This window comes from Nocardioides baekrokdamisoli, from assembly GCF_003945325.1.
Taxonomy (GTDB): Bacteria; Actinomycetota; Actinomycetes; order Propionibacteriales; family Nocardioidaceae; genus Nocardioides; species Nocardioides baekrokdamisoli.
This window is the reverse complement of record NZ_AP019307.1, coordinates 788082-813650: the sequence shown is the minus strand read 5'-3', so window position 1 is coordinate 813650 and position 25569 is coordinate 788082. Positions and strand designations below refer to the sequence as shown.

General features: G+C 67.1%; 29 protein-coding genes. 23 read left to right on the top strand and 6 right to left on the bottom strand.

Annotated features, from left to right (window positions below; translation table 11 throughout):
• Positions 1 to 21: 21 nt before the first annotated feature.
• The 3 genes from KCTC_RS03890 to KCTC_RS03885 all read left to right on the top strand — a co-directional run bounded on the left by KCTC_RS03890 (position 22) and on the right by KCTC_RS03885 (position 2666).
• Positions 22 to 1221, top strand: coding sequence for an acyl-CoA dehydrogenase family protein (locus KCTC_RS03890; RefSeq protein ID WP_125566937.1), 1200 nt, complete (start codon positions 22 to 24; stop codon positions 1219 to 1221).
• Positions 1222 to 1459: 238 nt separating this feature from the next.
• Positions 1460 to 1633: a hypothetical protein gene (locus tag KCTC_RS14645; protein ID WP_164512472.1), complete on the top strand. Its 174-nt coding sequence runs from the start codon at positions 1460 to 1462 to the stop codon at positions 1631 to 1633.
• Entirely contained in the window at positions 1620 to 2666 is a 1047-nt protein-coding gene (locus KCTC_RS03885; RefSeq protein WP_125566935.1) for a hypothetical protein, read from the top strand. The genes KCTC_RS14645 and KCTC_RS03885 overlap by 14 nt, the downstream gene beginning before the upstream one ends.
• A gap of 18 nt (positions 2667 to 2684) precedes the next feature.
• Here the strand turns inward: KCTC_RS03885 and KCTC_RS03880 are convergent, their stop codons facing one another.
• Complete coding sequence (locus KCTC_RS03880) at positions 2685 to 3923, bottom strand: HNH endonuclease signature motif containing protein (protein ID WP_164512471.1); 1239 nt, start codon at positions 3921 to 3923, stop codon at positions 2685 to 2687.
• Positions 3924 to 4046: 123 nt separating this feature from the next.
• Here KCTC_RS03880 and KCTC_RS03875 point away from each other — a divergent pair, with 123 nt between their 5' ends.
• The 5 genes from KCTC_RS03875 (at position 4047) to KCTC_RS03860 (ending at position 7438) form a co-directional block, all read left to right on the top strand.
• Positions 4047 to 4679, top strand: coding sequence for a (4Fe-4S)-binding protein (locus tag KCTC_RS03875; RefSeq protein WP_125566931.1), 633 nt, complete (start codon positions 4047 to 4049; stop codon positions 4677 to 4679).
• Between the two features lie 39 nt (positions 4680 to 4718).
• Positions 4719 to 5087, top strand: coding sequence for a YbjQ family protein (locus KCTC_RS03870; RefSeq protein WP_125566929.1), 369 nt, complete (start codon positions 4719 to 4721; stop codon positions 5085 to 5087).
• A gap of 207 nt (positions 5088 to 5294) precedes the next feature.
• A complete protein-coding gene (locus KCTC_RS03865) occupies positions 5295 to 6221 on the top strand; it encodes an FkbM family methyltransferase (RefSeq protein ID WP_125566927.1) in 927 nt (308 codons plus the stop codon).
• Entirely contained in the window at positions 6221 to 6382 is a 162-nt protein-coding gene (locus KCTC_RS14640; RefSeq protein WP_164512470.1) for a DUF5302 domain-containing protein, read from the top strand. Before KCTC_RS03865 ends, KCTC_RS14640 begins: the two co-directional genes overlap by 1 nt.
• Positions 6383 to 6403: 21 nt before the next feature.
• Complete coding sequence (locus KCTC_RS03860; protein ID WP_125566925.1) at positions 6404 to 7438, top strand: MaoC family dehydratase; 1035 nt, start codon at positions 6404 to 6406, stop codon at positions 7436 to 7438.
• A gap of 7 nt (positions 7439 to 7445) precedes the next feature.
• Here KCTC_RS03860 and KCTC_RS03855 read toward each other — a convergent pair whose 3' ends face one another.
• Positions 7446 to 8564, bottom strand: a complete 1119-nt coding sequence (locus KCTC_RS03855) for a TIGR03364 family FAD-dependent oxidoreductase (RefSeq protein ID WP_231998826.1) — start codon at positions 8562 to 8564, stop codon at positions 7446 to 7448.
• 167 nt (positions 8565 to 8731) lie between these two features.
• Here KCTC_RS03855 and KCTC_RS03850 point away from each other — a divergent pair, with 167 nt between their 5' ends.
• The 11 genes from KCTC_RS03850 (at position 8732) to KCTC_RS03800 (ending at position 17928) form a co-directional block, all read left to right on the top strand.
• A complete protein-coding gene (locus KCTC_RS03850; protein ID WP_125566923.1) occupies positions 8732 to 9490 on the top strand; it encodes a GntR family transcriptional regulator in 759 nt (252 codons plus the stop codon).
• On the top strand, positions 9487 to 10161 hold the full coding sequence (locus tag KCTC_RS03845; protein ID WP_231998825.1) for a phosphonatase-like hydrolase: 675 nt from the start codon (positions 9487 to 9489) through the stop codon (positions 10159 to 10161). The genes KCTC_RS03850 and KCTC_RS03845 overlap by 4 nt, the downstream gene beginning before the upstream one ends.
• 210 nt (positions 10162 to 10371) lie before the next feature.
• Positions 10372 to 11535: an ABC transporter substrate-binding protein gene (locus KCTC_RS03840; protein ID WP_197715242.1), complete on the top strand. Its 1164-nt coding sequence runs from the start codon at positions 10372 to 10374 to the stop codon at positions 11533 to 11535.
• 3 nt (positions 11536 to 11538) lie between these two features.
• On the top strand, positions 11539 to 12534 hold the full coding sequence (locus KCTC_RS03835; RefSeq protein ID WP_125566919.1) for an ABC transporter permease: 996 nt from the start codon (positions 11539 to 11541) through the stop codon (positions 12532 to 12534).
• Positions 12519 to 13418 carry an ABC transporter permease gene (locus KCTC_RS03830; RefSeq protein WP_125566917.1) on the top strand — a complete coding sequence of 300 codons (900 nt, stop codon included), beginning with the start codon at positions 12519 to 12521 and terminating at the stop codon, positions 13416 to 13418. The genes KCTC_RS03835 and KCTC_RS03830 overlap by 16 nt, the downstream gene beginning before the upstream one ends.
• The gene (locus tag KCTC_RS03825; protein ID WP_125566915.1) at positions 13418 to 14497 is read left to right on the top strand and encodes an ABC transporter ATP-binding protein; all 1080 of its coding nucleotides are present in this window, start codon (positions 13418 to 13420) and stop codon (positions 14495 to 14497) included. Before KCTC_RS03830 ends, KCTC_RS03825 begins: the two co-directional genes overlap by 1 nt.
• A 27-nt stretch (positions 14498 to 14524) precedes the next feature.
• Positions 14525 to 15178, top strand: a complete 654-nt coding sequence (locus KCTC_RS03820) for an HAD family hydrolase (protein WP_125566913.1) — start codon at positions 14525 to 14527, stop codon at positions 15176 to 15178.
• 15 nt (positions 15179 to 15193) lie between these two features.
• A complete protein-coding gene (locus KCTC_RS03815; RefSeq protein WP_125566911.1) occupies positions 15194 to 15748 on the top strand; it encodes a histidine phosphatase family protein in 555 nt (184 codons plus the stop codon).
• A gap of 60 nt (positions 15749 to 15808) precedes the next feature.
• A complete protein-coding gene (locus tag KCTC_RS03810) occupies positions 15809 to 16414 on the top strand; it encodes a DUF6758 family protein (protein ID WP_231998824.1) in 606 nt (201 codons plus the stop codon).
• A 22-nt stretch (positions 16415 to 16436) separates the two neighbouring features.
• Positions 16437 to 17315, top strand: coding sequence for a PHP domain-containing protein (locus tag KCTC_RS03805; protein WP_125566909.1), 879 nt, complete (start codon positions 16437 to 16439; stop codon positions 17313 to 17315).
• 13 nt (positions 17316 to 17328) lie between these two features.
• On the top strand, positions 17329 to 17928 hold the full coding sequence (locus KCTC_RS03800) for a MarC family protein (RefSeq protein ID WP_231998823.1): 600 nt from the start codon (positions 17329 to 17331) through the stop codon (positions 17926 to 17928).
• A 359-nt stretch (positions 17929 to 18287) separates the two neighbouring features.
• Here the strand turns inward: KCTC_RS03800 and KCTC_RS03795 are convergent, their stop codons facing one another.
• Positions 18288 to 19052 (bottom strand): SDR family NAD(P)-dependent oxidoreductase, encoded by a 765-nt coding sequence (locus KCTC_RS03795; protein ID WP_125566907.1) that lies wholly within the window; start codon positions 19050 to 19052, stop codon positions 18288 to 18290.
• A 37-nt stretch (positions 19053 to 19089) separates the two neighbouring features.
• Here KCTC_RS03795 and KCTC_RS03790 point away from each other — a divergent pair, with 37 nt between their 5' ends.
• Positions 19090 to 19854 (top strand): ParA family protein, encoded by a 765-nt coding sequence (locus KCTC_RS03790; RefSeq protein ID WP_125566905.1) that lies wholly within the window; start codon positions 19090 to 19092, stop codon positions 19852 to 19854.
• Positions 19855 to 19963: 109 nt separating this feature from the next.
• On the opposite strand, the gene KCTC_RS03785 is transcribed toward KCTC_RS03790, so the two are convergent.
• Positions 19964 to 21433 carry a DEAD/DEAH box helicase gene (locus KCTC_RS03785; protein WP_125566903.1) on the bottom strand — a complete coding sequence of 490 codons (1470 nt, stop codon included), beginning with the start codon at positions 21431 to 21433 and terminating at the stop codon, positions 19964 to 19966.
• A gap of 161 nt (positions 21434 to 21594) precedes the next feature.
• Here KCTC_RS03785 and KCTC_RS03780 point away from each other — a divergent pair, with 161 nt between their 5' ends.
• Positions 21595 to 22275, top strand: a complete 681-nt coding sequence (locus KCTC_RS03780; RefSeq protein ID WP_197715241.1) for a ferritin-like fold-containing protein — start codon at positions 21595 to 21597, stop codon at positions 22273 to 22275.
• Between the two features lie 61 nt (positions 22276 to 22336).
• Here KCTC_RS03780 and KCTC_RS03775 read toward each other — a convergent pair whose 3' ends face one another.
• Together KCTC_RS03775 and KCTC_RS03770 are read right to left on the bottom strand one after the other, a co-directional pair.
• Positions 22337 to 22558: a DUF3107 domain-containing protein gene (locus tag KCTC_RS03775; RefSeq protein WP_125566899.1), complete on the bottom strand. Its 222-nt coding sequence runs from the start codon at positions 22556 to 22558 to the stop codon at positions 22337 to 22339.
• Between the two features lie 50 nt (positions 22559 to 22608).
• Complete coding sequence (locus tag KCTC_RS03770) at positions 22609 to 23238, bottom strand: TetR/AcrR family transcriptional regulator (RefSeq protein WP_231998822.1); 630 nt, start codon at positions 23236 to 23238, stop codon at positions 22609 to 22611.
• Between the two features lie 270 nt (positions 23239 to 23508).
• On the opposite strand from KCTC_RS03770, the gene KCTC_RS03765 reads away from it, so the two are divergent.
• Together KCTC_RS03765 and KCTC_RS03760 are read left to right on the top strand one after the other, a co-directional pair.
• Positions 23509 to 24540 carry a hypothetical protein gene (locus tag KCTC_RS03765; RefSeq protein ID WP_125566897.1) on the top strand — a complete coding sequence of 344 codons (1032 nt, stop codon included), beginning with the start codon at positions 23509 to 23511 and terminating at the stop codon, positions 24538 to 24540.
• 88 nt (positions 24541 to 24628) lie between these two features.
• A complete protein-coding gene (locus tag KCTC_RS03760) occupies positions 24629 to 25486 on the top strand; it encodes a class F sortase (RefSeq protein ID WP_164512469.1) in 858 nt (285 codons plus the stop codon).
• Positions 25487 to 25569: the final 83 nt, after the last annotated feature.

Here is a 25569-nt window from a genome sequence, read left to right as displayed (position 1 = left end):
ACACAGATCGAAGGGAACCAGATGGCTCGCCTTGCCCAGACCGATGGCCTGACTGACATCCAGCAGGAGATCCTCAACACCGTCCACCAGTTCGTTGAGGACAAGATCATCCCGGTCGCCCAGGAGCTTGAGCACTCCGACACCTACCCGCAGGAGATCGTCGACGGACTCAAGGAGCTCGGCGTCTTCGGCCTGACCATCCCGGAGGAGTTCGGCGGTCTGGGGGAGTCACTGCTGACGTACGCCCTGGTCGTCGAGGAGATCGCTCGCGGCTGGATGAGCGTCTCCGGCGTCATCAACACGCACTTCATCGTCGCGTACCTGCTGATGCAGCACGGCACCCAGGAGCAGAAGGAGAAGTACCTTCCGCGGATGGCGACCGGCGAGGTCCGTGGCGCCTTCTCGATGTCGGAGCCGGGTCTCGGCTCGGATGTCTCGGCCGTCTCCACCAAGGGCACCAAGCTCGAGGACGGTTCGTACTCGATCACCGGTCAGAAGATGTGGCTGACGAACGGTGCCTCCTCGACGCTGGTCGCCGTGCTCACCAAGACCGACGAGGGTGCTGACTCGGTCTACAAGAACATGACCACCTTCCTCGTCGAGAAAGAGGCCGGCTTCGGCCAGACCGCTCAGGGCGTCACCGTCCCGGGCAAGATCGACAAGATGGGTTACAAGGGCGTCGAGACCACCGAGCTGGTCCTCGAGGACCACCGCCTGGGTGCCGACCAGATCCTCGGCGGCGTCCCCGGCAAGGGCTTCTTCCAGATGATGGATGGCGTCGAGGTCGGTCGGGTCAACGTCGCTGCCCGCGCGTGCGGCCTGGCGATCCGTGGCTTCGAGCTCGGCGTCGCGTACGCCCAGCAGCGCAAGACCTTCGGCAAGCAGATCGCTGAGCACCAGGCCGTACTCTTCCGCCTCGCGGAGATGGCCACCAAGGTCGAGACCATCCACACGATGATGGTCCGTGCCGCCCGCCTCAAGGACACCGGAAAGCGCATGGACGTCGAGGCCGGCATGGCCAAGATGCTCGCGTCGGAGTACGCCAACGAGGTCGTCGAGGACTCGTTCCGTATCCACGGTGGCTACGGCTACTCCAAGGAGTACGAGATCGAGCGCCTGATGCGCGAGGTCAAGTTCATGCTCATCGGTGAGGGCACCTCCGACATCCAGAAGATGATCATCGGTCGCGCGCTCCTCAAGGAGTACGCAGCCAAGGGCTGAGGAGCGAGGTCGACCGGCCGCGCTTGCGCGGGCGGTCGCGCTGAGCGACGAAGTCCCGCCGCCCTTTGGGGCGGCCGTAATTCGGCTTGATCGATGCCCCGTCACCCGGTGTGGTGGCGGGGCATCGTCTGTTGGGCCGCCGGCGAGTGTCGAGGTCGTGATCCCGCTCGTGGGTACGGCGCCGGTTGTAGAGTCGCGGAGAAGCGCCACGGAGGCGCCGCCGAAGACGGGGGCAGCGATGCTGGAGCAAGCGGACACAACGTCGTACGACGTCCCCTACGCCCCGTTCAGGCGCCCGTGGTGGTCACGCACCTGGGTCTGGGTCGTCGTCACGTGTGGCGTCGCGATCACGACCGGGGCCGTGGTGTTGGGATCGTCGGCCAGCGCAGCGGGTGGATGTGGCGGCGGCTGACCCGTACGCGGTCGCCCCGGGCTCAGCCCGGTCGCTCCGGACGATCTGGCTGCTCGCCACCCTTCTTCTGACCGTCGGACCCTTGGTCCTCGCGGTGTCCTTGGCCCCTTCGATCCATTCGTCGCCGCCGACGGCGTTGGTGTGGCTGCTGTTCGTGGGTTCGTCGGTTCATGTGGGAGCGACGGCGTGGTTCTACACCGTCGCCGATGTGCGAACCCACATGCGCGGACATCCGTGGCGCTACTACTGGATCCCGTTGGCGCTCGTCGTCGTGACGGCGATGATCGCCGCGATCGCTTCAACCGAGGCGATGACGTGGGTACTGTCCGGCTACTTCGCCTGGCAGTTCTTCCACTTCCAGAAGCAGAACCTGGGTATTTCGGCGCTAGCAGCCAGATCTCTGGGCGCGGCTCGTCTCACTGGAATCGAACGAGCGGCTCTGACCGTGGCCGGAATCGGTGGCGTCGGTTGGCTGGTCGCACACCCGGCGCTGCTCCAGATCGATCGGCACGGGGTCTTCGACTCCTGGCTGCACCCGGCGCTGCAGGCGGTGGCTGCGTGCGGGGCGGGTGCCTTTGTCAGTGCTGTTCTGGTGGGAGCGACGGCCGCTGTCAGGCGCCCGCGAAGCGATCGACCGGCGATGTTTCTGATCATCTACGGGACGAGCCTCGCGTTCTTCCTTCCCGCGTTCCTGTTCGAATCCCCCTACGCGGCGGTTGCCGGCCTGACCATCGCCCACGGGATGCAGTACCTCCTGCTGGTGGGCCTGATCGCCGGTGCACCGACGGAGACGGTGCCCGCACAGGTCGGGGTCCTGATCTGCTTGAACATCGCGGTGGTGCTGGGCCTTGTGCTCAATCAGGCCTCCCACCTCCACTCCGGAACGAGCGGCCTCGACCGCTGGTTGTTCGGTGGCTACCTCGGTGCCGTGATGGCGCATTTCGTCATCGACGCCGGCCTCTGGCGGCTTCGCGACGAGTTCCCCAGAGCCTTTCTGACACGGCGACTGCCGTACCTGCTTGCCCCGCAATGATCGGACCAGGCGACGGCTTCACCTACGCAGCCGCACGATGACCTGATCGACCGACCTGGTCGATGAGTAGCGGCTGTCGTGCAGTCGGCGGTGGTGGTGACCACAGACGAGCAGAGCGTTCCGGAGATCGGTGCGGCCACCAGACGACCACGGGTCCTCGTGATGGGCATCGCACCAGGTCGAGGGTACGTCGCAGCCTTCGACCTGGCAGGTCGTGAAGCGCGTCCGCAGGGCCTTTCGTTGTGCTGGCGAGAAGAGGCGTTGCGTACGCCCGAGGTCGAGGATCTGGGACCGGGAACCGAGGACGGCCGGGATGATGTCGGCGGTGCAAGCCAGGCGGCGCGCTTCGGCTGCGCTGAGACGACCTTCGGAATCGAGGCCACCGATCGCGGCGGTGCCCAGTTCGGCGCGCAGGTCGTCCAGCGGGACGGTGATCATCACCGTGGTCGTATCGCCGCCGTGCCGGGGGAGTCCAGCGGGGTCGATGCGCTCCACCAGGTCGCAGAAGGCGCGCCCCATTCGCTGATCGGTGCGTACGACCTCGCCCTCGAGCTTCCGAGGTTGGGTGTACGCCTCGAGGTACGTCCTGAGACGGTGTGCAGCTTCCTCCGGGATCACCCCGTTGATCCGCGCGGTGCCGTCGAACCGAGGCGTGATCCGCAGCGATGTCTTGTCCCAGGCGGATCGTTCCTCGCGGAGCAGGGCTCTGCCTTCAGCCGCATCGGCGCCGTCCGGATCGACGACGGCCTCAAGGTGGCGGGCCAGTCGGGCGAGCGCCTTCGGGGAGAAATCCGGGGCGCGGCGTACCAGTTCGGCCTCGGCCTGGTCGCGCAGGCTCCTGGGGGTCTCCTCCGGCAACTCCTCCAACGTCCGCAGGATGATGTCAGCCTTCTGGGCGTCGATCCGGCCCTCCGCGAACGCAGCCGACACGATCGGGGCGGCTTCAAGGCGCCGTCCCAACTCCATCGTCCGCCTCAGGGACCCGTGGTCCGCGTGAGCGGTCGAGGCCAACCAGGCTGCGACGTCCCGGGTGCCGGCGTCGAGGGCCAGCTCGTGTGCCGAGGCGAGTAGTCGCGCCTGGAGCGCATTGGCCGCGGCAAGTGCCTCACCGATCGCGAGCAATGCGGCAGCTTTGTCGCGCGTGGGCATGAAGGTCGGGTCGAGATCGGCGACGTCGACCAGAGCGGCTCGGACAGAGCGCACGCACGCGAGCACCGGGTGGGCATCGGGTGTGGACATGTCGTCGACCTCCTTCATTGCCAACATTTTACCGCTCAATACCGACAAAAACGAACACGTGTTCGAACCTGGTGCAGATTTGCCCAACCACTTCGTTGCCTTCCCAGCAGCCGCCCGCAACGATGGCGACGGAGGTATGACATGCACTACCGGATGAACGAACCCGTACGCGCCGAGATCGGCGAGGCCGCGTACTCCACCACCGTGCACTGGCGCAACGGCGAGTTCATCGCGGACGAGCCGCCGAAGAACGGCGGCCACGACGTCGGGCCGGATCCGTTCACGCTGCTGCTGTCCTCCCTGGCCACCTGCACCCTGATCACGTTGCGGATGCACATCGAGAAGGTCGGCTGGGACGTCCCGTCGATCGGGGTCGCCGTCAACTACTTCACCGCCCTCAAGGACGGCGAGACCGTGACGACCCTGGATCGCGACATCGTGTTCACGTCGCCACTGACCGCCGACCAGCAGGTGACCCTGAGAGAGGTGGCCGCGAACTGCCCGATCTCCCGGCTCCTCGAGGGGCAGGTCACCGTGCGTACGTTCGTCGAGCGCACGGGCGAGGCCGAGGCCAAGGAGTACGCCGGGGACGGCTTCGTGGTCGAGTGGCGACCCGATTTCTGCCAGCACTCCACCCGGTGCTGGACGCAGCTCAACAAGGTCTTCAACCCGACCGAGAGGCCGTGGATCCATCCCGAGGCAGCGCCGGCCGAGCGGATCGAGGAACAGGTCGGTCAGTGCCCGACCGGAGCCCTCAAGTTCCGCCGGGTCTGAGCCGTCGACGCCCGCCTCGCCGGCGGCTACGGTGGCGACATGCTCGTAGTGACCACGAATGACCTGCCCGGCTGGGAAATCAAGAAGGTGTGCGGCGAGGTCTTCGGGCTCACCGTCCGCTCCCGCAATGCGTTCTCCCAGATCGGCGCCGGCTTCAAGTCGCTCGTCGGCGGCGAGATCAAGGGGATGACCACCAACCTGTCCAACTCGCGTCTCGAGGTCATGGGTCGCATGCTCGACGAAGCGCGCGCCAAGGGCGGCAACGCGGTCGTCGCGATGCGCTTCGACACTTCCGAGATGGGCGACGTCTGGACCGAGATCTGCGCGTACGGCACGGCGGTCGTGGCGATCCCGGTGACCGAGGAGGCCAAGCAGACGGCACGCGACCTCGGGTACGGCGGGGTGTAGCTCCGTCTGATCGCGTGTCGGTGGTGCGGCCGGATTGCCTCCGACTAGGGTTGCGCTCAGCCAACGCCTAGCCGGGTTGGTCGTCTGCCTGTGGAGGGGCGGACAGCATCACATTCACCTGTGGAGGGGTGGATGAGACGCGCGCCCGCTCGGGGGTGCGGAGACGGTTTCGCTCTGCTGGCGTAGCCGTGCTTCGGAGGGAGAAGCATGCGCAACAATCGACCCCTGTCCTTCCTGCTGCACATCGCGGCGAGAGCCCGCTTCGAGGTCGATCGGCGGCGGCCGGACGTCCCGGTCACGCGAAGGATCCACGGCGTCGACATCGTGATGCCGCGGCACCACCTGCTGCCGTACCTGACGTCGGGCGACTCGGTCTACAACCTCAACCTGGTGGAGTTGGCGAGAGGTCTGTACGACCTGGAATCGACTCTCACGCTCCTCGACGTCGGCGGCAACGTTGGTGACAGCGCGCTCGGCGTGCTCTCCGCGGTACCTGCGTACGTGGTCTGCGTCGAAGCCGATCCGGCCTGGCAGAAGTACCTCGACATGAACGTCGCCGGGCGCGACGACGTCGCCGTGGAGCCGTACGCGCTGGTGCCGCCGGGCTATCGAGGTGGCTTCGAGATCAACCACGCCGACGTCGGCTCGAGCAACCTGGTCCCGGCCGCCGAGGGCTCCGGGCCGCCGTCGATCAGCACCGATGAACTGCTGGAACGCAACCCCCGGCTGCAGCAGGTACGTCTGATCAAGACCGACACCGACGGGTACGACGTGCTGCTCGTACCTGCGATGGCGGAGACGTTCAAGGCCTCGCGACCGGTCATCTTCTTCGAGTTCGAGGCGCTGGCGACGTCACTTGCGACGCCTGAGTTGCCGCTCGTGAGTGTCTGGGAGCGTCTGCTGGACCAGGGCTACGAGGACGCGGTCCTCTGGGACAACGGTGGTCGCCTGCTCGGACCCGACAAGGTCGCCAACCTGATCGCCCGGTCCGGACAGCTCAGTGAGGCGATGTCGTCCGCCTACTTCTGGGACGTGGCAGTCGCCCACAAGGACGACGCCACGGGTCTCGAGGTGCTGCGCAGCGTCGCGTGTGACCCGGCAGGGCACGCCGAGGTGGGCTACGGTGGAGCGTGATGGCTGACAACGACGACCTCAAAGCAAAGATGCGCGAAGCGCTGGACAAGAAGAAGTCCGGTGGCGGCGCGACCAATCAGGGTGCCGAGGCCAAGGAGAAGGCTCACGGCTCCGAGGTGGTCGGCCAGCAGCGTCGGATGCACCGCCGCAAGTCCGGCTGACGCGCCCTAGGATGGTGGCCCGTGAGCAAGACGAACCCGGGCAACTTCTTCGAGGACTTCACCATCGGCCAGGTGATCCGGCACGCGACCCCGCGTACGGTCACCGAAGGCGACCGCGCGCTCTACACCGCGCTGTACCCGTCGCGCTTCTCGATCCCGTCGTCGGCTGAGTTCGCTGCGAACGTCGGCTTGAAGCCGGCGCCGGTCGAAGACCTCATCGCCTTCCACATCGCCTTCGGCAAGACCGTCCCGGACATCTCGCTCAATGCGGTCGCCAACCTCGGTTACGCCGAGTGCCGGTTCCACCAGCCCGTGGTCCCGGGCGACACCCTGTCGACGAGCTCCGAGGTGATCGGGCTCAAGCAGAACTCCAACGGCAAGTCGGGTGTCGTGTACGTACGCTCCACCGCCGTCAACCAGCACGGTGAGACGGCCCTGGAGTGGTGCCGCTGGGTCATGGTGCACAAGCGTGACGCGGGCTCGCCGGCACCGACCGAGGTCATCCCGGAGCTCGCGAAGACCGTTGCGGCCGGCGACCTGATCATTCCGGACACGCTCAACTTCACCGGGTACGACTTCACCGCCGCCGGTGAGCCGCACCGCTTCGGGGACTACGAGATCGGCGAGAAGATCGATCACGTCGACGGTGTCACGCTCACCGACCCCGAGCACATGCTCGCGACCCGTCTGTGGCAGAACACCGCCAAGGTGCACTTCAACACCGAGGCGCGTCCCGACGGCAACCGCCTCATCTACGGCGGCCACATCATCTCGATGGCCCGCGCACTCTCTTTCAACGGTCTGGCCAACGCGCAGCTGATCTCCGCGATCAACGCCGGAGCTCACGTGGCTCCTGCGTTCGCCGGTGACACCGTGTACGCGTGGTCCGAGGTCCTGGACAAGGCCGAGACCTCCGCGCCGGGCGTCGGCGCGATCCGACTGCGTCTGGTCGCGCGCAAGGGCCGCGACGAGTCGATGACGCTGCGGGGCGAGGACGGCAAGTACGCCGATGGGATCCTCCTGGACCTCGACGTCTGGGCGTTGATTCCGGTCTGACCGCAGGTCAGCCGAGGATCCGGTCCAGCGCGGCCGGAGCGAGGCCGAGGGCGGTCGTCATGCCGATGCCCGACGTGACCGACACGACGTGCGTACGCGCGTCCACGGGCTCGACCAGGAAGTCGGTCAGGTTGCTGCTCGCGTACACGCCGCGCCAACGTTTGCGCACGGTGATCGGGCGGCCGAACAGCCGCTCGCCCTCGCGCAGCAGGATCGAGGCGACCGACTCGTCGTCGAACGGTGGGTTCGTACGCTCGTAGTGGTGACTGTCGCCGAGCACCACTGAGCCGTCCGGACGCTGGGTGAGCATCAGATTGAGACCGATCTCGAGCAGTTCCGGCTGGTCGTTGGTGAACGCCGCCCGCACCTGTTCCGCGCTCGGCATCCCCGTGAAACCTCCGTATCGCAGGAGTGACGTGCCGGTGAGGACCGCCGGGCCGATCGGCTCGGCCACGGGGGGAGCGACCTCGAACATCTGCAGCCGGCACCGACGGATCTGATACTTCTCGGCGATGGTGGGGAACAACCGGTCGACGTCGTGGCCCACACAATGGATGATGAGTGGCGCTTCGAACGTGCCGACCGACGTGAGCACGGTGCCGTCGGCGATCTGCCCGGCGTTGACCCCGAAGCGGATCTCGACTCCTTGGCTCTGCAGCCAGGCGGCGAGGGCCGGAACAGCTGCCCGAGGATCGACGCGGAGGTCGAGGGGGAGGTGGGCGCCGCCGACCGTGCCGGGTGGCAGCCACCCGATCCGCTGTTCGACCTGCGCGAGGCTGAGTGGGGTGGCTTCGTCCCGGCCTCGCACGTCGGCGAACTCCTCCAGAACGGCGAGTTCGTCGCTTGTACGCGCGACGACGACCGTGCCCTGTTGCACCACCGCGAAACCCGCCGGATCGCTCAGGCCGAGCCACCGTTCGCGAGCTTCGCGTGCGTATTCAAGGCCCTGTCCGGACTGTCCGGTCGTGCACACATGGCCGAAGTTGCGGACCGAGGCGCCGACGGCGCGTTCGTCGCGTTCCAGGACCATGACCTTCATGCCCCGCCGGTGTGCCTCATAGGCATGGGCGAGGCCGACGATGCCGGCTCCGACGATGATCAGATCAGGATTTCCCGGGGTGGTCACGGGCACATCGTGGTGACGCCTGCCCGGGGGAGTCAACAGTGCGGAGCAACTTGCATAGACAAGTTCGGGGAGGATTCACCGGAGCAGATGGCCGTTCATCGGCCGTTCACCACATCGGCGAATCCGCGCCACCCCAACCTGTCTGACCAAGTTGCTAGAGTCGCCGCGTGTCCGTCCCGCTGCATGTCCAGGTTGCTGCCGACCTCCGCGATCAGATCGCGAGCGGTGGCCTCGCCGAGGGCGAGTCCTTGCCGTCGGAGGCGCAGCTCGTCCAGCGTTACGGCGCTTCGCGGGGGACCGTACGCGCTGCCCTGCAGTCGTTGCGTCGAGAGGGTCTGATCGCGGGTGGGCAGGGACGGCCTCCGGTCGTACGGGGGACCGCGCTCGGTCAACCGTTCGAGAGCTTGTTGTCGTTCAGCGCCTGGGTCGAGGCGATGGGACGTCGGCCGGGCCAGCGGACCATCGAGATCGCGCGGCGCGGGGCGTCGCCCGATGCGGCGGCGGCGTTGGACCTCGAGCCCGGTGAGCCGGTGATCGAAGTCCTTCGGGTGCGCTACCTCGACGACGAGCCGGTGATGCTGGAGCGTGCTTCGTACATCGAGCCCGTCGGTCGACTGCTGTTCGACTTCGACCCTGACCGCGGCTCCATCTATGCCCAGCTCACCAAGTGCGGGGTCGATCTGCACGGAGCTCGCCACACGATAGATGCGCTCCCGGCGGATGAGCTCGACTCGGAGTTGCTCGAGATCGAGGTGGGCGTCCCGCTGCTGCGCGAGCGACGCCGTGCGACCACGGCCGAAGGTGCACCTCTCGAGTATGCGGACGATCGCTATCGGCCCGACCGGGTCACCTTCACCATCGACAACACCCGACCCAGCAGCCTCGGCATGGTCTCCGACCTGCGCATCCTCAAGGAGAGTTCGTGAACGCCTTCGACCTGGTCGCCCTCGACATGGCCGGTACGACGATCAACGAGAACGAGATCGTCTACAAGATGCTCGAGGAGACGGCGGCCGCCGCGATCGGGCACCCGGTGCCGGCGGATGTGATGGCGGCCTGGAAGGGCACTGCCAAGGACGAGGCGTTGGTCGGCATCCTGCGCGCGGTCGGATCGGATGTGTCGCCCGACCGTGTGGCCGCCGTGTACGGCGATTTCCATGACCGGCTCGTCGCTGCGTACGTCGCGACGCCGCCGACCCCGATCGACGGTGTGCCGGAGGCTCTGGCACAGCTGCGATCGAAGGGCGTGAAGGTCGCACTGCAGACCGGGTACGACGTCGAGGTCGCGAACCTGATCCTGGATGCCGTCGGTTGGAAGGTCGGTCGCGAGATCGACGTGCTGGTGACCAGCGACCTCGTCGCCGCGAGTCGTCCTGCACCGTACATGATCTTCCGGGCGATGGAAGCCACGGGCGTCCAGGACGTACGCCGGGTGCTGACGGCCGGTGACACCCCGAACGACCTGGGTGCCGGGTGGAACGCCGGTGCCGGTTTCGTGGTCGGTGTGACCACCGGCGCATTCAGCGCCGAGCAACTCGGGGCGTACCCGCACTCGCACATCCTGGGCTCGACCGCTGAACTTCCAATGCTTGTCTGAACAAGTGTTGGGGCGTCTCCAGAGTCGCCAGCACAGGTATTCAGGCGGCATTTAGTCGCAAATCCCGCCCAGACTGTTCAGGTTCGCAGCCTCGGTGATTCACGAGCGGTTCACTTCCGGCCGACAGGCTCCCACCTGTTTAGCCAAGTTGTACGGACGCCGCGGATGCCCCCTTGCGCCAACGCTCCGGACCCAATCAATGGAGATGAAGTGCGCGTAATCAACGTTCGCCGCATCGGCGTCGCGGCCCTCGGTGGCACCCTCGCCGTGTCGCTTGCCGCCTGTGGCTCGACCAACAACTCGTCCTCGAACTCGTCCAGCGCTGCGAACGGCGGCGCGTGGGCGAGCGCCACCTCGGCCACCGCAGGCGGTGGCATGGATGCCCTCATCGCGGCGGCCAAGAAGGAAGGCTCCCTCAACGTCATCACGCTGCCGCGCAACTGGGCGAACTACGGCGAGCTGATGGACAACTTCACCAAGAAGTACGGCATCAAGATCAACGACTCGAACCCGGACGGCAGCTCGGCGGACGAGATCACGGCGATCAAGACCCTCAAGGGCCAGGACCGTGCGCCGGACGTCGTGGACGTCGGCATGCCGTTCGCCTACTCCGGGACCAAGGAGGGCGATTTCGCTCCGTACCAGGTCGCCACCTGGAACGACATCCCGGCCGCCGCCAAGGACCCCAACGGGAACTGGTTCAACGACTACGGCGGCGTGATGTCCATCGGTTGTGATGCCAAGCGGGTCTCGGTCTGCCCGACGTCGTTCAAGCAGCTGGACAACCCGATGTACAAGGGCATGGTCGCACTCAAGGACGACCCGAGCCAGGCCAACGCGGCGCTCATGGGTGTCGCCGCCGTCGCGCTCGCCAAGGGCGGCACGCTCGACAACATCCAGCCCGGCATCGACTACTTCGGCAAGCTGAAGAAGGACGGCATCTTCAAGCCGATCAAGGCCACGGAGTCGACCGTCGAGACGGGTGCCACCCCGATCCTGCTCTTCTGGGACTACCTCAACGCCTCGTACGGCAAGGACACCGCGGCCAAGGGTGTTCAGTGGAAGGTCGCCGTTCCGTCGGACTCGCCGGTCCTCGCGGGCTACTACGCCCAGGCGATCAACGCGAATGCGCCGCACCCGGCCGCCGCTCGTCTGTGGGAGGAGTACCTCTTCAGCGTCGAGGGCCAGAACGGTTTCCTCAAGGGTGGTGCTCACCCGGTCCAGCAGGCTGCGATGACCGCCGCGGGCACGATCGACAAGACCCTGCTCGCCGCCCTGCCGGTGGTCACGGGTACGCCGGTGCTGCCGAACGAGGCTCAGAACACCACGATCGGCAACCAGGTCTCGGCTGGCTGGGCCAAGGCGCTCGGCTGATCTGTGGCGATCACTCACGCTGTCGGGGAGCGGCCGTCATCGGTCGCTCCCCGACAGCTGCTCCGAAGTGTCGGCGGCCCGTGGCTCGGTACGGTTCCGTTCTGGGCCATCTACGCCGTCTTCTTCATCCTGCCGACCGGCGCGTTGCTCTGGCTCGCCTTCCGCCAGGACGCGATCAAGGGGACGCCGGCGATCCCGGCCACGACATGCGGCGGCATCCTGGGATGCACCCCGTCGCCTGCAGTTCCCGGCGTACCCGGACAGTCGGCGGGCTTCACGCTCCACTATGTCGACCAGGCTCTGCACGGCGCCTTCCACGACGGTCTGATGAACTCGTTGGAGCTGTCTGCGGTGACAGCGATCATCGCGGCCATTGCCGGAGTCGTCCTCGCCTGGGCCGTGGTGTCGGGCTCCGGTTGGTTCAAGCAGCTGGTCCTGAGCGCTTCCGCCGTCCTGGCCAACTTCGGCGGCGTGCCGCTGGCATTTCTCTTCATCGCGACGCTCGACAGCAGTGGTGGCATGCTCACGCACTGGTTGCACGGGATCGGGATCAACCTGAACTTCGACCTGTACTCGGTGCACGGCGTCGAGCTGGTCTATCTCTACTTCATGGTGCCGTTGATGGTGCTGGTGATCGCCCCCGCGATCGAAGGTCTGCGACCGCAGTGGCAGGAAGCAGCTGAGAGTCTGGGCGCCAAGACGTGGCACTACTGGCGCTACGTCGCCGGCCCGGTCCTGTTCCCCTCGTTCATCGGCTCGGTTGCGCTGCTCTTCTGCTCCGCGTTCTCCGCGTACGCCACCGCGGCCGCGCTCACGGCAGGGACTCTGGTCCTCACTCCGCTGCAGATCAAGAACGAGTTGTCCGGCAACGTCCTGGCCGGTCCCGACACCCAGCACATCGCCGCAGCGCTCGCCCTCATCATGGTGCTCGTCGTCATTCCGCTGACCGTGGTCTACCAACTCATGGAGCGGAGGACGGCGAAATGGCTGGACAAGTGACCGCCCGACGCGCGCAGTACGCGCGCTGGGCCATCCTCGGTGCTGCGGGGGTCTACTTCCTGCTGCCGATGTTCGCGGCGCTCTGGTACGCGATCTACAACGACCAGAACGGGTTCGACCTCAGCGTCTTCACCCGCATGTTCCACATGCCGAACTTCACGCAGTCGTTCATGCTCTCGGTGTACCTGTCCGTGTTCACCGTGGTCTTCACCCTGGTGCTGATGGTGCCGACGGCGTTGCTGTTGCATCTCAGGATGCCGAGGATGCGCAAGGCGGTCGACTTCGCTTGCCTGCTTCCTCTGGTCGTACCGCCGGTCGTCCTCGTCGTCGGCATCTCGACGGTCCTTCAGTGGGGGCCCAACTCTCTCGCGGGCACGCCGTTCCAGTCCTTCATGAACTGGTTGCAGTTGAGTTCGTTCCCCGGCATCGGCTCGGTGCCGGTGATCCTCGTGTTCGCCTACATGGTGATGGCGCTTCCGTTCACCTACCGGGCATTGGACGCAGGTCTCAAGACCAGCAACATCACCGCCTTGGTCGAGGCTGCTCGCAGTCTGGGTGCCGGTTGGCTGACGGTGCTGCTGAGGATCGCTGTGCCAGCGCTGCGTACCTCCATCCTCAACTCCGCGTTCCTGGCCTTTGCCCTGGCGTTCGGCGAGTTCACGGTGGCGAGCATCTTGAACTTCGTCACGTTCACGCCGTGGATCCTGCAGTACGGCCAGACGGACGGGCAGCTCTCCACGGCGCTGTCGATCGAATCGTTGATGATCGTGTGGGTCATCCTGCTCGTCATCACGGCCTTCGGCCGGCAGAGGACCGGGCAGTCGTTGCTTCGTACGAGGGCTCTTGCTCTCTTCACCTCCCAGCACCTCAAGGACGGCGCGTGATGGCACAGGATCTGACCGAGACCAGGCCCGGCAACACGGTGGCAACTGCCAGTACGTCGGTGGAGTTCGTCGATGTCACCCGCGTCTTCGGCAAGACCACGGCACTCGCCGGGTTCACGCTTGAGATCAAGCCCGGGGAGTTGTTGGCGCTGCTAGGTCCTTCGGGCTGCGGCAAGACCACCGCGCTGCGGATCCTCGCCGGCTTCGACAACCCCACGACGGGGTCGGTGCTCGTCGGCGGGGGAGATGTCACCCGGATCCCGGTGAACAAGCGGGACATGGGGATGGTGTTCCAGTCCTACTCGCTGTTCCCGACGATGACCGCACGCGACAACGTCGCCTTCGGTCTCCAACTCCGCAAGCAGCCAGCGACCAAGCGCCGCCAGACAGCAGGCGAGTTGCTCGAACTGGTCGGTCTGGGCGCCCACACGGACAAGTACCCGCACCAGCTGTCGGGCGGCCAGCAACAGCGCGTCGCTCTGGCGAGGGCCTTGGCGATCCAGCCCCGCGTACTCCTGCTCGACGAGCCGCTGTCAGCCCTGGACGCGAAGGTCCGTGAGCAGTTGCGCGATGAGATCCGCCGGATCCAGACCGAGGTCGGCGTGACGACGGTGATCGTCACCCACGACCAGGAGGAGGCGCTGTCGATGGCCGATCGCGTCGCCGTCATGAACGCCGGGCGTCTCGAGCAGTGCGCGACGCCTGCGGAGTTGTACGCCAGGCCCGCCACGGTCTTCGTGGCCGAGTTCGTCGGTACCATGAACCACATCTCCGGCGTCGCCGAGGACGGCGGGTTCGTACGCGTCCTGGGCCAACGGTTGCAGATCGACGGCGCCGCCCGGGCGGTCGGCGACCCGGTCAAGGTACTGGTGCGGCCGGAGGCCGTGACCGTACGCGCCGGCGGTGACTGGACCGTTGTTGGAAGCAACTTCCGCGGCGCCACCACCCGGCTCCTGGTGAGCCGGGACGGTGAGCCGCCGATACGCGCCGACGTGACCGTTCACCAGGCGGCCGACCTGCCGATGGGGTCGCCGGTGACGCTGATGCTCGCCGATCGACCCGTCCTGCTGGCGCAGTAGAACGAAAGGCAGACCGGGGTGGGGGACATGCCAGCAGCGGTGCTGTTCGACATGGATGGGACGTTGGTCGACACCGAGCACCTGTGGCTCGAGGTCGCCCGCACGGTGGCGACGCAGGCCGAACGGCCGCTCGCCGAGGACGATCTGCAGCATGTGCTCGGACGGCCGATCGCACACACGGCCGGGTACCTTCATGCCACCGGCGCGACGGGCACGTTGGAGGACCTCACCCGGGATCTGGACGATGGCTTCACCGAGTGCGTTGCTCGCGAGATCACTCCGCTCCCGGGCGTACGCGGTCTGTTGAGGGAGTTGGCGCGGGCCGGCGTACCGACTGCGATCGTGTCGGCGTCGGAGCGGCGGGTCGTCGACATGGTCATGGACGCTCTTGGCCGCGAGTTCTTCACCTGCAGCATCGCCGAAGGGGAGGCCGCGGCGTCCAAGCCGGCGCCCGATCCGTACCTGGCCGCAGCGGCGCTCCTCGGTGTTGATCCGCGGCACTGCGTCGCCGTCGAGGACACCCCACTCGGCGTCGCTGCCGCCGAAGCGGCCGGCTGTGCGGTGCTCGCGGTCCCGTCAGCCGTACCGATCGCGTTGGCCCACCGTCGCACCGTGGCGCCGTCGCTACGCGGCATCGACATGCATGTCCTGGCTGCTGTCCTCGGGCCACGAGCAGTCTGACGTTACGGTCATCGCATGAGCCTCTTCGTCGTTCGCCATGGCGCCACCGAGTGGAGTCTGAGCGGTCAGCACACGTCGCGTACCGAGATCCCACTGCTCCCGGACGGCGAGGAGGAGGCTGCGGACCTCGGCGGGTTCTTCGAAGGCCAGGACTTCGCCCTCGTCCTCACCTCGCCGCGGCAGCGGGCACGTCGCACCGCGCAGCTCGCAGGCTTCCCGGACGCGGAGGTCGATGAGGACCTGCGTGAGTGGGACTACGGCGTGTACGAAGGCCTCACCCGTGACGAGATCCTCGAGCGCGACCCGCACTGGACCGTCTGGGACGGACCGACGCCGGACGGTGAGACCCCAGCCGAGATCACAGCTCGACTCGATCGACTGATGGCCCGCGTACGCGGTGTCGACGGCGATGTCCTGGTGTTCGCGCACGGTCACATCTCGAGGGCACTGGCGGCGCGCTGGATCGACCAGCCGGTGGCCTTGGGACGCAACTTCCAGCTCGACACCGCCACGGTCTCAGTGCTGGGCGACGACCGCGGCGCACCGGTCATCGAGCGCTGGAACGCCTGACGGCAAGCCGTGTCTTCTCCGACCTAGACGTGTCCGAGCCCGGCGCGGGACCATGGGGGAGTGCCCCTCACACCCGGTTGCCCGCGCTGCCCCACCCCGGTCGCGCAGGTCGGCCGGGAGGTGTCCTGCCCCGAGCACGGCGTCCTCGCCCCGGTGTGGCGCACCGAGTCCGCCACCTATGACGGCTTCGTCGACCACCTCGAGCTCGCCGGCGACATGCCGACCCTGTTGCCATGGCCGCTCGGGACGGCGTGGAATGTCGGGGACTTCGCGGTGGTGCCGGACGCAGCAACCCTCACCGCGGTCCGCGGGCCGAGTGACGGCGGCGAGGTCGACGTGACGCTGGTCATCGAGCGACCGGGGACGGGTCTGGGTGCGCGGGTCGCAGGGACTCCGGATCCTGCAGATGACCTCGCGTACGCACCGGCGCACGCCCGCGTACGCATTGCGAGCCAGGCGATCTCGTTGTGGGCCCTCGACACCGGAGGCACCGAACTGGACCGTACCGTCCTCGTCGGTGAGCACGGTGGGCGATGGTTGTGGTTGATCCTGCGGCCCGCGTCCGCGTTGCTGCTAATGGGACGCGAGTGGCACCTGCGCGACGTTTCTGCGTTGGGGATGTCGCTGGTCGAGTTGCCGTTCGGCGGTCCCGCTGGCGCGTGGTGACCGGGCCGATAGCCTTCTGGACATGCGCGTCGACCTGCACACCCACTCCCGCGTGAGCGACGGCACGGATTCGCCGGCTGAACTCGTACGGGCGGCCAAGGCCACGGGCCTCGACGTCGTTGCGCTCACCGATCACGACACGGCGGACGGTTGGGACGAAGCCGAGGCGGCCGCCCGCGAGGTCGGCATCACTCTGGTCCGCGGCATGGAGATCAGTACGCGCTTCAGCGGCGGCGGCGTACACCTGCTCGCGTATCTTCCGGATGCGACGTACGAGCCGCTGCAGGACGAACTCGCGCGCATCCTCGGCGGTCGCGACAACCGTTTGCCGCTGATGGTCGACAAGCTCCGGAGTTTGGGGATCGATCTCACCGAGGCGGACGTGCATGCCGAGTCCGGCGACGCGACGGCCTCGGGCCGACCGCACGTGGCCGACGCCCTGGTGCGCAAGGGCGTCGTACGCGACCGCAAGGAGGCGTTCGACCGGTATCTGGCCAGCGGTGCTCCCGGCTATGTGGGCCGCTACGCGGCCGATCTGCACGACACGATCAGGCTCATCGACGCCGCCGGCGGAGCGACCGTGATCGCGCACCCCTGGGGTCGCTCCGAGACTGCTCGGATCACGGAGTCCGACCTGCCGGCACTGATCGAGGCGGGCCTGTCGGGGATCGAGGTTGACCATCAGGACCACGACGGACCGACGCGTGCGCTGTTGCGAGCGATGGCTGAGGCCCACGGCCTCATCGTCACCGGCTCGAGCGACTATCACGGCACCGGCAAGGTCGATCACGACCTCGGCGTGAACACCACCGCCCCCGAGGCTTTCGAGGCCCTGCTGGAGCGGGCAGCGGCGGCCGCCGCCCGGAGCGGACGGGTCGTGCCCGAGGTCGTACGACCGTGAACGCGGTCCTGCTGTGAACACCACACTGGCCGTCGAGGTCTTCGTCACCCTGCTGGTGATCATGGACCCGATCGGCACCGTTCCGATCTTCCTGTCGCTGGTCAGCGGGCGGACCCGTGCCGCAGCGCGGACAGCCGCCTGGCAGGCGGTCAGTGTGTCGCTCGGCGTGATCGTGCTGTTCGCACTCTTCGGTCAGGCGATCCTGGACTATCTGGGCATCACGCTCCCGGCAATGCAGGCCGCCGGCGGACTGCTGCTGTTGATCGTCGCGCTGGAACTGCTCACCGGAGACGGTGGTGGCATCAACGCCACCGGCGACGCCAACGTCGCCCTCGTACCTCTGGGCACGCCGCTGATGGCCGGCCCCGGAGCGATCGTCGCCACGATGCTGTTCACCCGCCGGGTCGGCGGTGTCGGCGATGGTCTCGCCGTCGCGGTCGGCATCCTCGGGGTGCATCTGGTGGTGTGGCTCGCGATGCGTTTCTCGCTGCCGATCCTGCGTTTGTTGCGTGAGTCCGGCGTCCTGCTGGTCACCAAGATCTCGGGCGTACTCCTGTCGGCGATCGCCGTGCAGATGCTCGCCAACTCGATCCGAGCCTTCATCAAGGCCTGACTGCCGAGACCCGGCATCCGTCAGGCCGAGACCCGGCATCCGTCAGGCCGAGACCCGGCGTCCGTCAGGCCGAGACCCGGCGTCCGTCAGGCCGAGACCCGGCGTCCGTCAGGCCGAGACGTGGCAACGGTCATGCCGAGACGTGGCGGTCTCAGGTGGCGGAGACACTGCTCGTCGCGGCGGGCGATCCAGGCGCTTCTCGGCGCTTCGCTCCCTCGTCGACGTGTCTGCCATCCGAGGCTCCTTCGCAGTGGCCCCGCGACCTGAGACCGCCAGATGTCGGGTTTCGGCATGACGGATGCCGGGTCTCGGGGTGCCAGATGTCGGGTTTCGGCATGACGGATGCCGGGTTTCGGCGGCTACTTCGCGGCCCGGCCGAGCTTCTGGAAGCGCTGGAGGATCGGCTTCGGCACGGCCTTGGAGATCCCGACGATGGCCTTGTACTGCGGCGACGGGATGGAGAACGCCTTGCCCTTCGCGAAGTCCTTGAGCGCCGTCGCGACCAGGTCGTTCACGTCCAGCCACAACCAGTCCGGGGCGGAAGACTGGCTCACGCCCATGCGACCGTGGAACTCCGTCCGGGTGAAGCCGGGGCACAGTGCCATCACGGTGATGCCCGCAGGTGCGTACTCATGGTGCGCCCATTCCGTGAAGGAGTTCACGTACGCCTTGGCGGCGCTGTACGTCCCCCGGGGGAGGAAGCCGGCGACCGAGGAGACGTTGATGATGCCGCCGCTGCCGCGCTCGTTCATCGCCACGATCGCGGCGTGGGAGAGCCGCATGACCGCAGTCACAAGGACGTTGAGCATGCCTTCCTCATCGTCGGTGCTGTTCTCGATGAACCGGTACTTCAGGCCGTAGCCGGCGTTGTTGACCAGCAGGTCGATCGGGGTGTCCTTGGATGCGACGCGCGCCTCGACCTTCGCGAGTTCCTTGCGCTTGTTGAGGTCGGCCACGAGGACCTCGACCTGGACGCCGCGCGTACGCAGCTCGGCCGCGGTTTCCTCCAGGCGGACAGCATCGCGGGCGACCAGTACAAGGTCGTATCGCTGGTCGGCGAGCTGCTGGGCGAAGGCGAGTCCGATGCCGGCGGTTGCGCCGGTCACGAGTGCAGTCTGAGACATGAGGACGAGTCAACCACTCGCTGGCATGATGGGCGCGATGACCACCACCCTTGCCGTCGCGAACCAGAAGGGCGGCGTCGCGAAGACGACGTCCGTAGCCTCGCTGGGGGTCGCCCTGGCCGAGCTCGGCCACAAGGTGCTGCTGGTCGATCTCGACCCGCAAGCCTGCCTCACCTTCTCCCTGGGAGTCGATCCCGAGGACCTCGAGGTGAGCGTGCATCAGGTGCTCACCGGAGCGGCCGAGGCGGAGGAGGTCATCGTCACCACCGAGGACGGGGTCGACCTCCTGCCGGCGACGATCGAACTCGCTCGCGCCGAGGCCGAACTCCTCACCCGGACCGGTCGCGAGCAGGTGCTCAAGGCGGCGTTGGAGGATGTCAAGGGTTATGACTGGATCCTCCTGGACTGCCCGCCGTCCCTCGGCGTGTTGACCGTTGCGGCCCTGACCGCCGCGCGCGGGGTCCTGATCCCGCTTCAGTGCGAGACGTTGTCGCACCGTGGTGTCGGCCAGTTGCTCGACACGGTCCATGACGTCCGCCGCTTCACCAACCGCAAGCTTCAGGTGTGGGGCGTGCTGCCGACCCTCTACGACGGCCGGACGAATCACTCCCGAGTTGTGCTCGACACGATCTCGGAGACGTACAAGCTGGACGTCATCCAGCCGCCGATCCCCAAGACGATCAAGTTCGCCGAGGCTCCTGCCGCGGGGCGTTCGATCATGTCGCACGCGCGCACCAGCAAGGGTGCCGAGGCGTACCGTCAGGCCGCGGACAACCTCGTCCTGCGCTCGATGCTCAAGTAGCCGCGAACGAAGCGCTCGGGCCTTTTGAACGACCATGACGGAGCGACTCGCCGACGGGTCAGCGTGTCGGGCGTCGGAAGCGGGGCCGAAGCGGCCCCTGCGACTCCGACTACTCGGCAGCGGCAGCCTCGCCACTGCCCGAGGGGCGGCGACGACGGCGGTTGCGGTTCCGGTTGGCCGTACGCGGGGCGGCGTCGCCCTCTGCTGCTGGCCCAGTGGTCTCAGCCTTGGGAGCCGACCCGGTCTCACCCGCGACCACTTCGCCGCCGCGCGAGCGCGTACGACTCCGGTCGCGGTTGTTCGTACGCGGCGCGCTTGAGCCACCCTCGCGGTTCGCGGGGCGGTCGGCCTTCGGGGCTGGCGGCGCGGCGGGCTTGATCCGGCCCTTGGTGCCGCGCGGAATACCCATGTCGTGCAGGAAGTTGTCGGAGCCCGAGTAGGTCTCGACGAGCTCGTGGAACGGCAGGTCCAGTTCCTTGTTGATGAGCTTCCACTTGTGCAGATCGGCCCAGTCGACCAGCGTGACCGCGATGCCCGAGGCGCCCGCGCGGCCGGTACGACCGATGCGGTGGACGTAGGTCTTGTGGTCGTCCGGAGTCGTGTAGTTGATGACGTGGCTGACGCCGCTGACGTCGATGCCGCGGGCAGCGACATCGGTGCAGACCAGGATGTCGACCTTGCCGTCGCGGAAGCGCTGCATCGCCTTCTCGCGGGCCACCTGCGCCATGTCGCCGTGCAACGGCGAGGCGTTGAAGCCGCGCTCGGTCAGGTCGTCGGCGACGCGCTGCGCCTGACGCTTGGTCCGCGAGAACACGACGACCTTGTCGACGTTCGGCCCCTGGAGCAGGCGGCCGATCATCTCCGGCTTGTCGAGGTCGTGGGCCTGGTAGACGTACTGGGTCGTCGCCGGCACCGTCTGCTGGTCGTACGAGGACTCGGCGCGGATGTTCATCGGCGTACGCATGTACGAACGCGCCAGCGCCACGATCGGACCCGGCATCGTGGCCGAGAAGAGCATCGTCTGGCGGGTCTCCGGGGTGAGCCGGACCAGCTTCTGGATGTCCTCGAGGAAGCCGAGGTCGAGCATCTCGTCAGCCTCGTCGAGCACGAGGGCGTGCACGTGGGAGAGGTCGAGGATCTTGCGGTTGGCCAGGTCGAGCAGGCGGCCCGGCGTACCGACGACGATCTCGACACCGGTCGCCAACGCCTCGGTCTGGATGTCGAAGCCGACGCCGCCGTAGATGGTCAGGACGCGGATGCCGCGGTCCTCCGCGGCGAGGCTGATGTCGCCGGAGACCTGGAGTGCGAGCTCGCGGGTCGGGGCAATGATGAGAGCCTGCGGCTTGCCCTGCGGGATCTCCGCGTAGTCGCGATCCTTCGGAGACACCGTGCGCTGCACGACCGGAATGCCGAACGCGAGGGTCTTGCCGGTGCCGGTACGCGCCTGGCCGATCAGGTCGGTGCCGCCAAGGGCGACCGACAGGGTCATCTCCTGGATGGCGAACGGCTCGACGATGCCTTTGCGTTCGAGTGCGTCGCAGATTTCGGGCAGGACGCCCAGGTCACGGAACGTGGTCATGGTGAATCGCTTTCCTCATGCGGCGCCAGGCTCGTCAGAGGCAGGAGACACCGCGGTCTCTGTGTCGGGGCCAGTCGCACCATCCATCGTGGTGCGGTCCGCTTGTGCGTTGACTACCGCAACCGTTCCGACGTTCGCGATCGTATCGCTAGGGTGTGAGCGTGACCGCATCGCCGTACGACGACCCGATCTACAAGGCCGCCATCATCGACTTGCTCAGTGCCATCGGGTATGGCGAGATCAGCGCGTTCGAGCGGATGACCGAGGACGCGAAGATGGCGCCGACCCTGGAGGACAAGGTGGCGCTTCTGGGCGTCGCCAGCGCCCAGTTCGCCAAGATCGAGCCTGTACGCCAGCGGCTGGTCGCGCTCGGCGTCGACCCGTTTGCAGCCATGGGTGAGTTCAAGGACGGGATCGACGAGTTCCATGACCGCACCGCCCCCGACGACTGGTGGGAGTCCCTCATCAAGGCGTACGTCGGGGAAGGTCTGACGGAGGACTTCTACCGGGAGATCGCCGGGTTCCTCGACGAGGAGACCCGCACTCTGGTCGTCTCGACCCTGGAGGACCAGGGTCAGGCCGACTTCGCACTGGCGGCCGCCAACAAGGGCATCGCTGCGGACCCGATCCTGGCCGGTCGTCTCGCGCTGTGGGGCCGTCGCCTGATGGGCGAGGCGTTGATCGCGACCCAGCGGGTGTCTGCCTCCCGCGACTCGCTCACCGGGATCCTGTCGGGTGAGTCGACCTTCGCCGGACTCGACTTCGCGGGCCTGAGTGCCATGTTCGAGCGGATCACGGCTCGACACGTCGAGCGGATGAGCCGCCTCGGCCTCGAGCACTGAGACCCGTCGAGCACGAGAAAAGGGCACCCTGAGGGGTGCCCTTTTCATCTGATGGGGATGGTCAGCTGCGGAAGCCAACCGTACCGAGTACGGGCGTACCGATCTCGATGTAGGCGATCTTCTCTGCCGGCACGATGACCTTCTTGCCCTTGATGTCGGCGAGGGTCAGGACGCCACCCTCGCTCACTGCCGTGGCGATCAGCGCCTCGACAGTCGCAGCGTCCTCCGCTGACTCCACGACCAACTCCCGTGCGGCGAACTGAACGCCGATGCGGACCTCCACGCTGACTCCTCTTACTACTTGTGTGTGAAACGGGGCGAGTGAAAGCAGGTTCACTCCGACTTGGGGTACCCGCCGATGCCGCGCCATGCGAGGGCGCCGACCAGCCGAGCGGCGTCGGCCTGCGGCACGGCGCTGTCCTCGTTGAGCCAGAACCGTGCGCTGACCTGGCCCATTCCCACCAGCGACACCGCCAGCAGGTGTGAGGCCTCGTCGGGCAGACCGGTGTCGTCGTGAATGACGGTGGCGATCATGGCTGCGCATTCGCGGGTGACCTTGTCGACGCGGTCGCGTACGGCGGGCTCCGCAGTCAGATCGGACTCGAAGACGAGCCGGAACGCACCTTCCTCGCTACCGACGAACTCGTAGAAGGCGGCCATCGTGGCCGTCACGCGCAACTTGTTGTCGTCGGTGGAGGTCAGTGCGACGCGTACGCCCTCGATGATCGTCTCGACGCCCACGTCCAGAAGGGCGACGTAGAGGTCGAGCTTGCTCGGGAAGTGCTGGTAGAGCACCGGCTTCGAGACGCCGGCGGCGACAGCGATGTCGTCCATCGCCGCTGCGTGGTAGCCCTGGGCGACGAAGACCTCGAGGGCTGACTCCATCAGCTGAGCCCGTCGCTCCGAGCGGGGCAGACGTGCGCCGCGGGCGTACTTCGCCGATGGCATGGGGTCTGCGCTCATGCGTTGATCCTACTGATCGGGGCAGACCGCACCCGGTTGCCGCACCTGACGGCGGACGCCCAGGACGATCGGCAGGATCCGCAAGCGGGAAATGGTCATAAATGGCCATTCGTGACTACCCCATTCAGGGGATGCGCATTTGGTTCCGACTGGCTGAGCGCCGTCGTGCCGAGATCTACGATGGCATCAGTGCTGCGCTCGGGGCGGCGGTACCTTGTTCGACTCGGCGAACGCTGGTTTTCGCGTTTTTCTGAGGTAGGGGAGCACTCAATGAGCAAGCGCTCGAATGCCGTACGGGGTGGGAGTCGTCGCAGTGCGGCGGCGTCTGTCGGCGTACTTGGTCTGCTGATTTTTTCCACCGGGTTGAGCCTGGTGGCCCAGGGCGGCTCTGACGCCAGCCCAGGCGGGCACATCGCAGTGTTGGTGTGCCACCGGACGGGATCCGACTCGAATCCGTACGTCACCATCTACCCGGACGCTTCCTCGACAACGCTCAAGGGGCACCAGGCGCATCGCGACGATCCCAAGGACTGGAAGGCGTGGAAGTCGGCCGGCTGGTGGATGGGCATGCACCACAACGCGGGGGACCCGAAGCGTGACTGGATCCACTCGTTCACCGACTCCAAGGGCGTGTTCCACCCGGAGGATGGCAACATCACTGCTGCTGGCTGCATGGACACCTCGCCGCCGCCGCCGACCATCACCCCCACGCCCACGCCGACGCCGACGTGCACCACCTCGACGCCGCCCCTTCTGCGTGCTGCTCCGCAGGCCGCCGTCACCCCGACGTGTGCCCCGCCGCCCACCCAGCCGGGCTCGGTCGACACGATCGCTCCGGCCTTCGCTGACCCGTCGTGTACAGCCAAAGGTGGCTCAGCGATCAACCTCGCAGGCCAGGGCTTCCTGACCAAGACGGGCCTCGCCGCGACGAGTTACAAGCTCGGTGTGCTGAACGTGCTCTACACGGTCACCGGATCGGTGGGACCGGGAGGTACGGCAACCGTCACCGCGACCCCGATCGACGCGGCTCTCCACGTGATCAAGGCTGGTGACCCCACGGTCTGGTCGCACACGTTCACCGCACTCACCACGCCGTGCTCGAAGCCGGTGGTCGTCACTCCGACCCCGACCTCGCACCCCACGGTCGTCATCCCGAAGACCGTTCACTCCGGTCTGGTGTCGGTGGCGCCAGCCACCTCAGGCAGTTCGGCGATGCGTGCCCTCGGGCTCGGCCTGGCCGGTGTCGGGTCAGTGTTGATGCTCGGCGCGATGGGTCTCATCCGCCGGACGGCCAAGCGTTGATCTGAGGGACCGCTTGTCCAACTCCGTCTCGCGTGGTCCTGGCTCCAGCCAGACGTCCAGGACCACGCGAGGCGAGCGGACGGTGGCAATGGCAGCGACGGCAACCGTCGCTGTCGCTGCCACTGTTCTTGCGTCCCGGGCCCGCGATGCCCGTGAGGAGGTGCTCGAGGCACCCGACGAGCCGGTCCAGGAACCGTCCGTCGCGCCCGAGCCGATCATCCGCTCAACCGAACGCCGACGCACCGAACCCATCCCGGGGCGTCGAGCGCGGCGACCGCACATTCCCAAGCGACGCCGCGACCGTCAGCCCGGAATGGTCGCCGCAGTCCTGATGCTGGTGGTCGGCGTGGTCCTCGCCGTGCCGTGGTACCTCCCCGGATTCGGTGGCTACGTCCACGACGTCGGGATGGGGCTGCATCATCTGTTCATCCCGGCCGGGCCGGCTGTCGTCCGGGACCCCGCGGTGCTGACCACGGAACCCGCGGACTCGACTCCGCCGGCACCAGATCGTACGCCCGGCGTGCCTGTCTCCCTGCAGGTTCCGCTGCTGCAGGTCGACTCGACGGTGGTGCCGATCAGCGGCGATTCTGGCGAGTTGCTGCCGCCCGACGACCCGCAGATGATCGGCTGGTGGAAGCAAGGTCCGCGGCCGGGTTCATCGGAGGGCGCGGCCGTGCTGACCGGACACACGGTGCACTTCGGCGGCGGCGCGTTCGACCACCTCTCGTATCTCAAGGTCGGCAACCACTTCACGATCAGGACCACTCGTGGGTCGATCCGGTACGTCGTCGTCCGCCTGCACAAGTACGGGACCGGGGAGCTGTCGCGTGACGCCACCAGCCTGTTCCAGCTGACCGGGCCGCCCCGCGTACTCCTCGTGACCTGCTCCGGGTGGAACGGGCACATCTATCTCGAAAACACGGTCGTCACCGGCGTTCCTGCGTAATCGCGAGACGATTGCGGGGAACAAGCACCCGGGCGTACGCGTTGCCAGCAGAGCACGGTCGGACGCGGTGTGTGCTTGAGAAG

Excerpts from the sequence above, each read along its gene's own strand:
- KCTC_RS03890 (WP_125566937.1), top strand. The coding sequence starts at position 22 with ATGGCTCGCCTTGCCCAGACCGATGGCCTGACTGACATCCAGCAGGAG.
- KCTC_RS14645 (WP_164512472.1), top strand. The coding sequence starts at position 1,460 with ATGCTGGAGCAAGCGGACACAACGTCGTACGACGTCCCCTACGCCCCG.
- KCTC_RS03765 (WP_125566897.1), top strand. The coding sequence starts at position 23,509 with ATGAGCAAGCGCTCGAATGCCGTACGGGGTGGGAGTCGTCGCAGTGCG.
- KCTC_RS03790 (WP_125566905.1), top strand. The coding sequence starts at position 19,090 with ATGACCACCACCCTTGCCGTCGCGAACCAGAAGGGCGGCGTCGCGAAG.
- KCTC_RS03770 (WP_231998822.1), bottom strand. The coding sequence starts at position 23,238 with ATGAGCGCAGACCCCATGCCATCGGCGAAGTACGCCCGCGGCGCACGT.
- KCTC_RS14640 (WP_164512470.1), top strand. The coding sequence starts at position 6,221 with ATGGCTGACAACGACGACCTCAAAGCAAAGATGCGCGAAGCGCTGGAC.
- KCTC_RS03795 (WP_125566907.1), bottom strand. The coding sequence starts at position 19,052 with ATGTCTCAGACTGCACTCGTGACCGGCGCAACCGCCGGCATCGGACTC.
- KCTC_RS03865 (WP_125566927.1), top strand. The coding sequence starts at position 5,295 with ATGCGCAACAATCGACCCCTGTCCTTCCTGCTGCACATCGCGGCGAGA.
- KCTC_RS03820 (WP_125566913.1), top strand. The coding sequence starts at position 14,525 with ATGCCAGCAGCGGTGCTGTTCGACATGGATGGGACGTTGGTCGACACC.
- KCTC_RS03870 (WP_125566929.1), top strand. The coding sequence starts at position 4,719 with ATGCTCGTAGTGACCACGAATGACCTGCCCGGCTGGGAAATCAAGAAG.
- KCTC_RS03875 (WP_125566931.1), top strand. The coding sequence starts at position 4,047 with ATGCACTACCGGATGAACGAACCCGTACGCGCCGAGATCGGCGAGGCC.
- KCTC_RS03830 (WP_125566917.1), top strand. The coding sequence starts at position 12,519 with ATGGCTGGACAAGTGACCGCCCGACGCGCGCAGTACGCGCGCTGGGCC.
- KCTC_RS03825 (WP_125566915.1), top strand. The coding sequence starts at position 13,418 with ATGGCACAGGATCTGACCGAGACCAGGCCCGGCAACACGGTGGCAACT.
- KCTC_RS03760 (WP_164512469.1), top strand. The coding sequence starts at position 24,629 with ATGGCAGCGACGGCAACCGTCGCTGTCGCTGCCACTGTTCTTGCGTCC.
- KCTC_RS03815 (WP_125566911.1), top strand. The coding sequence starts at position 15,194 with ATGAGCCTCTTCGTCGTTCGCCATGGCGCCACCGAGTGGAGTCTGAGC.
- KCTC_RS03805 (WP_125566909.1), top strand. The coding sequence starts at position 16,437 with ATGCGCGTCGACCTGCACACCCACTCCCGCGTGAGCGACGGCACGGAT.
- KCTC_RS03880 (WP_164512471.1), bottom strand. The coding sequence starts at position 3,923 with ATGAAGGAGGTCGACGACATGTCCACACCCGATGCCCACCCGGTGCTC.
- KCTC_RS03785 (WP_125566903.1), bottom strand. The coding sequence starts at position 21,433 with ATGACCACGTTCCGTGACCTGGGCGTCCTGCCCGAAATCTGCGACGCA.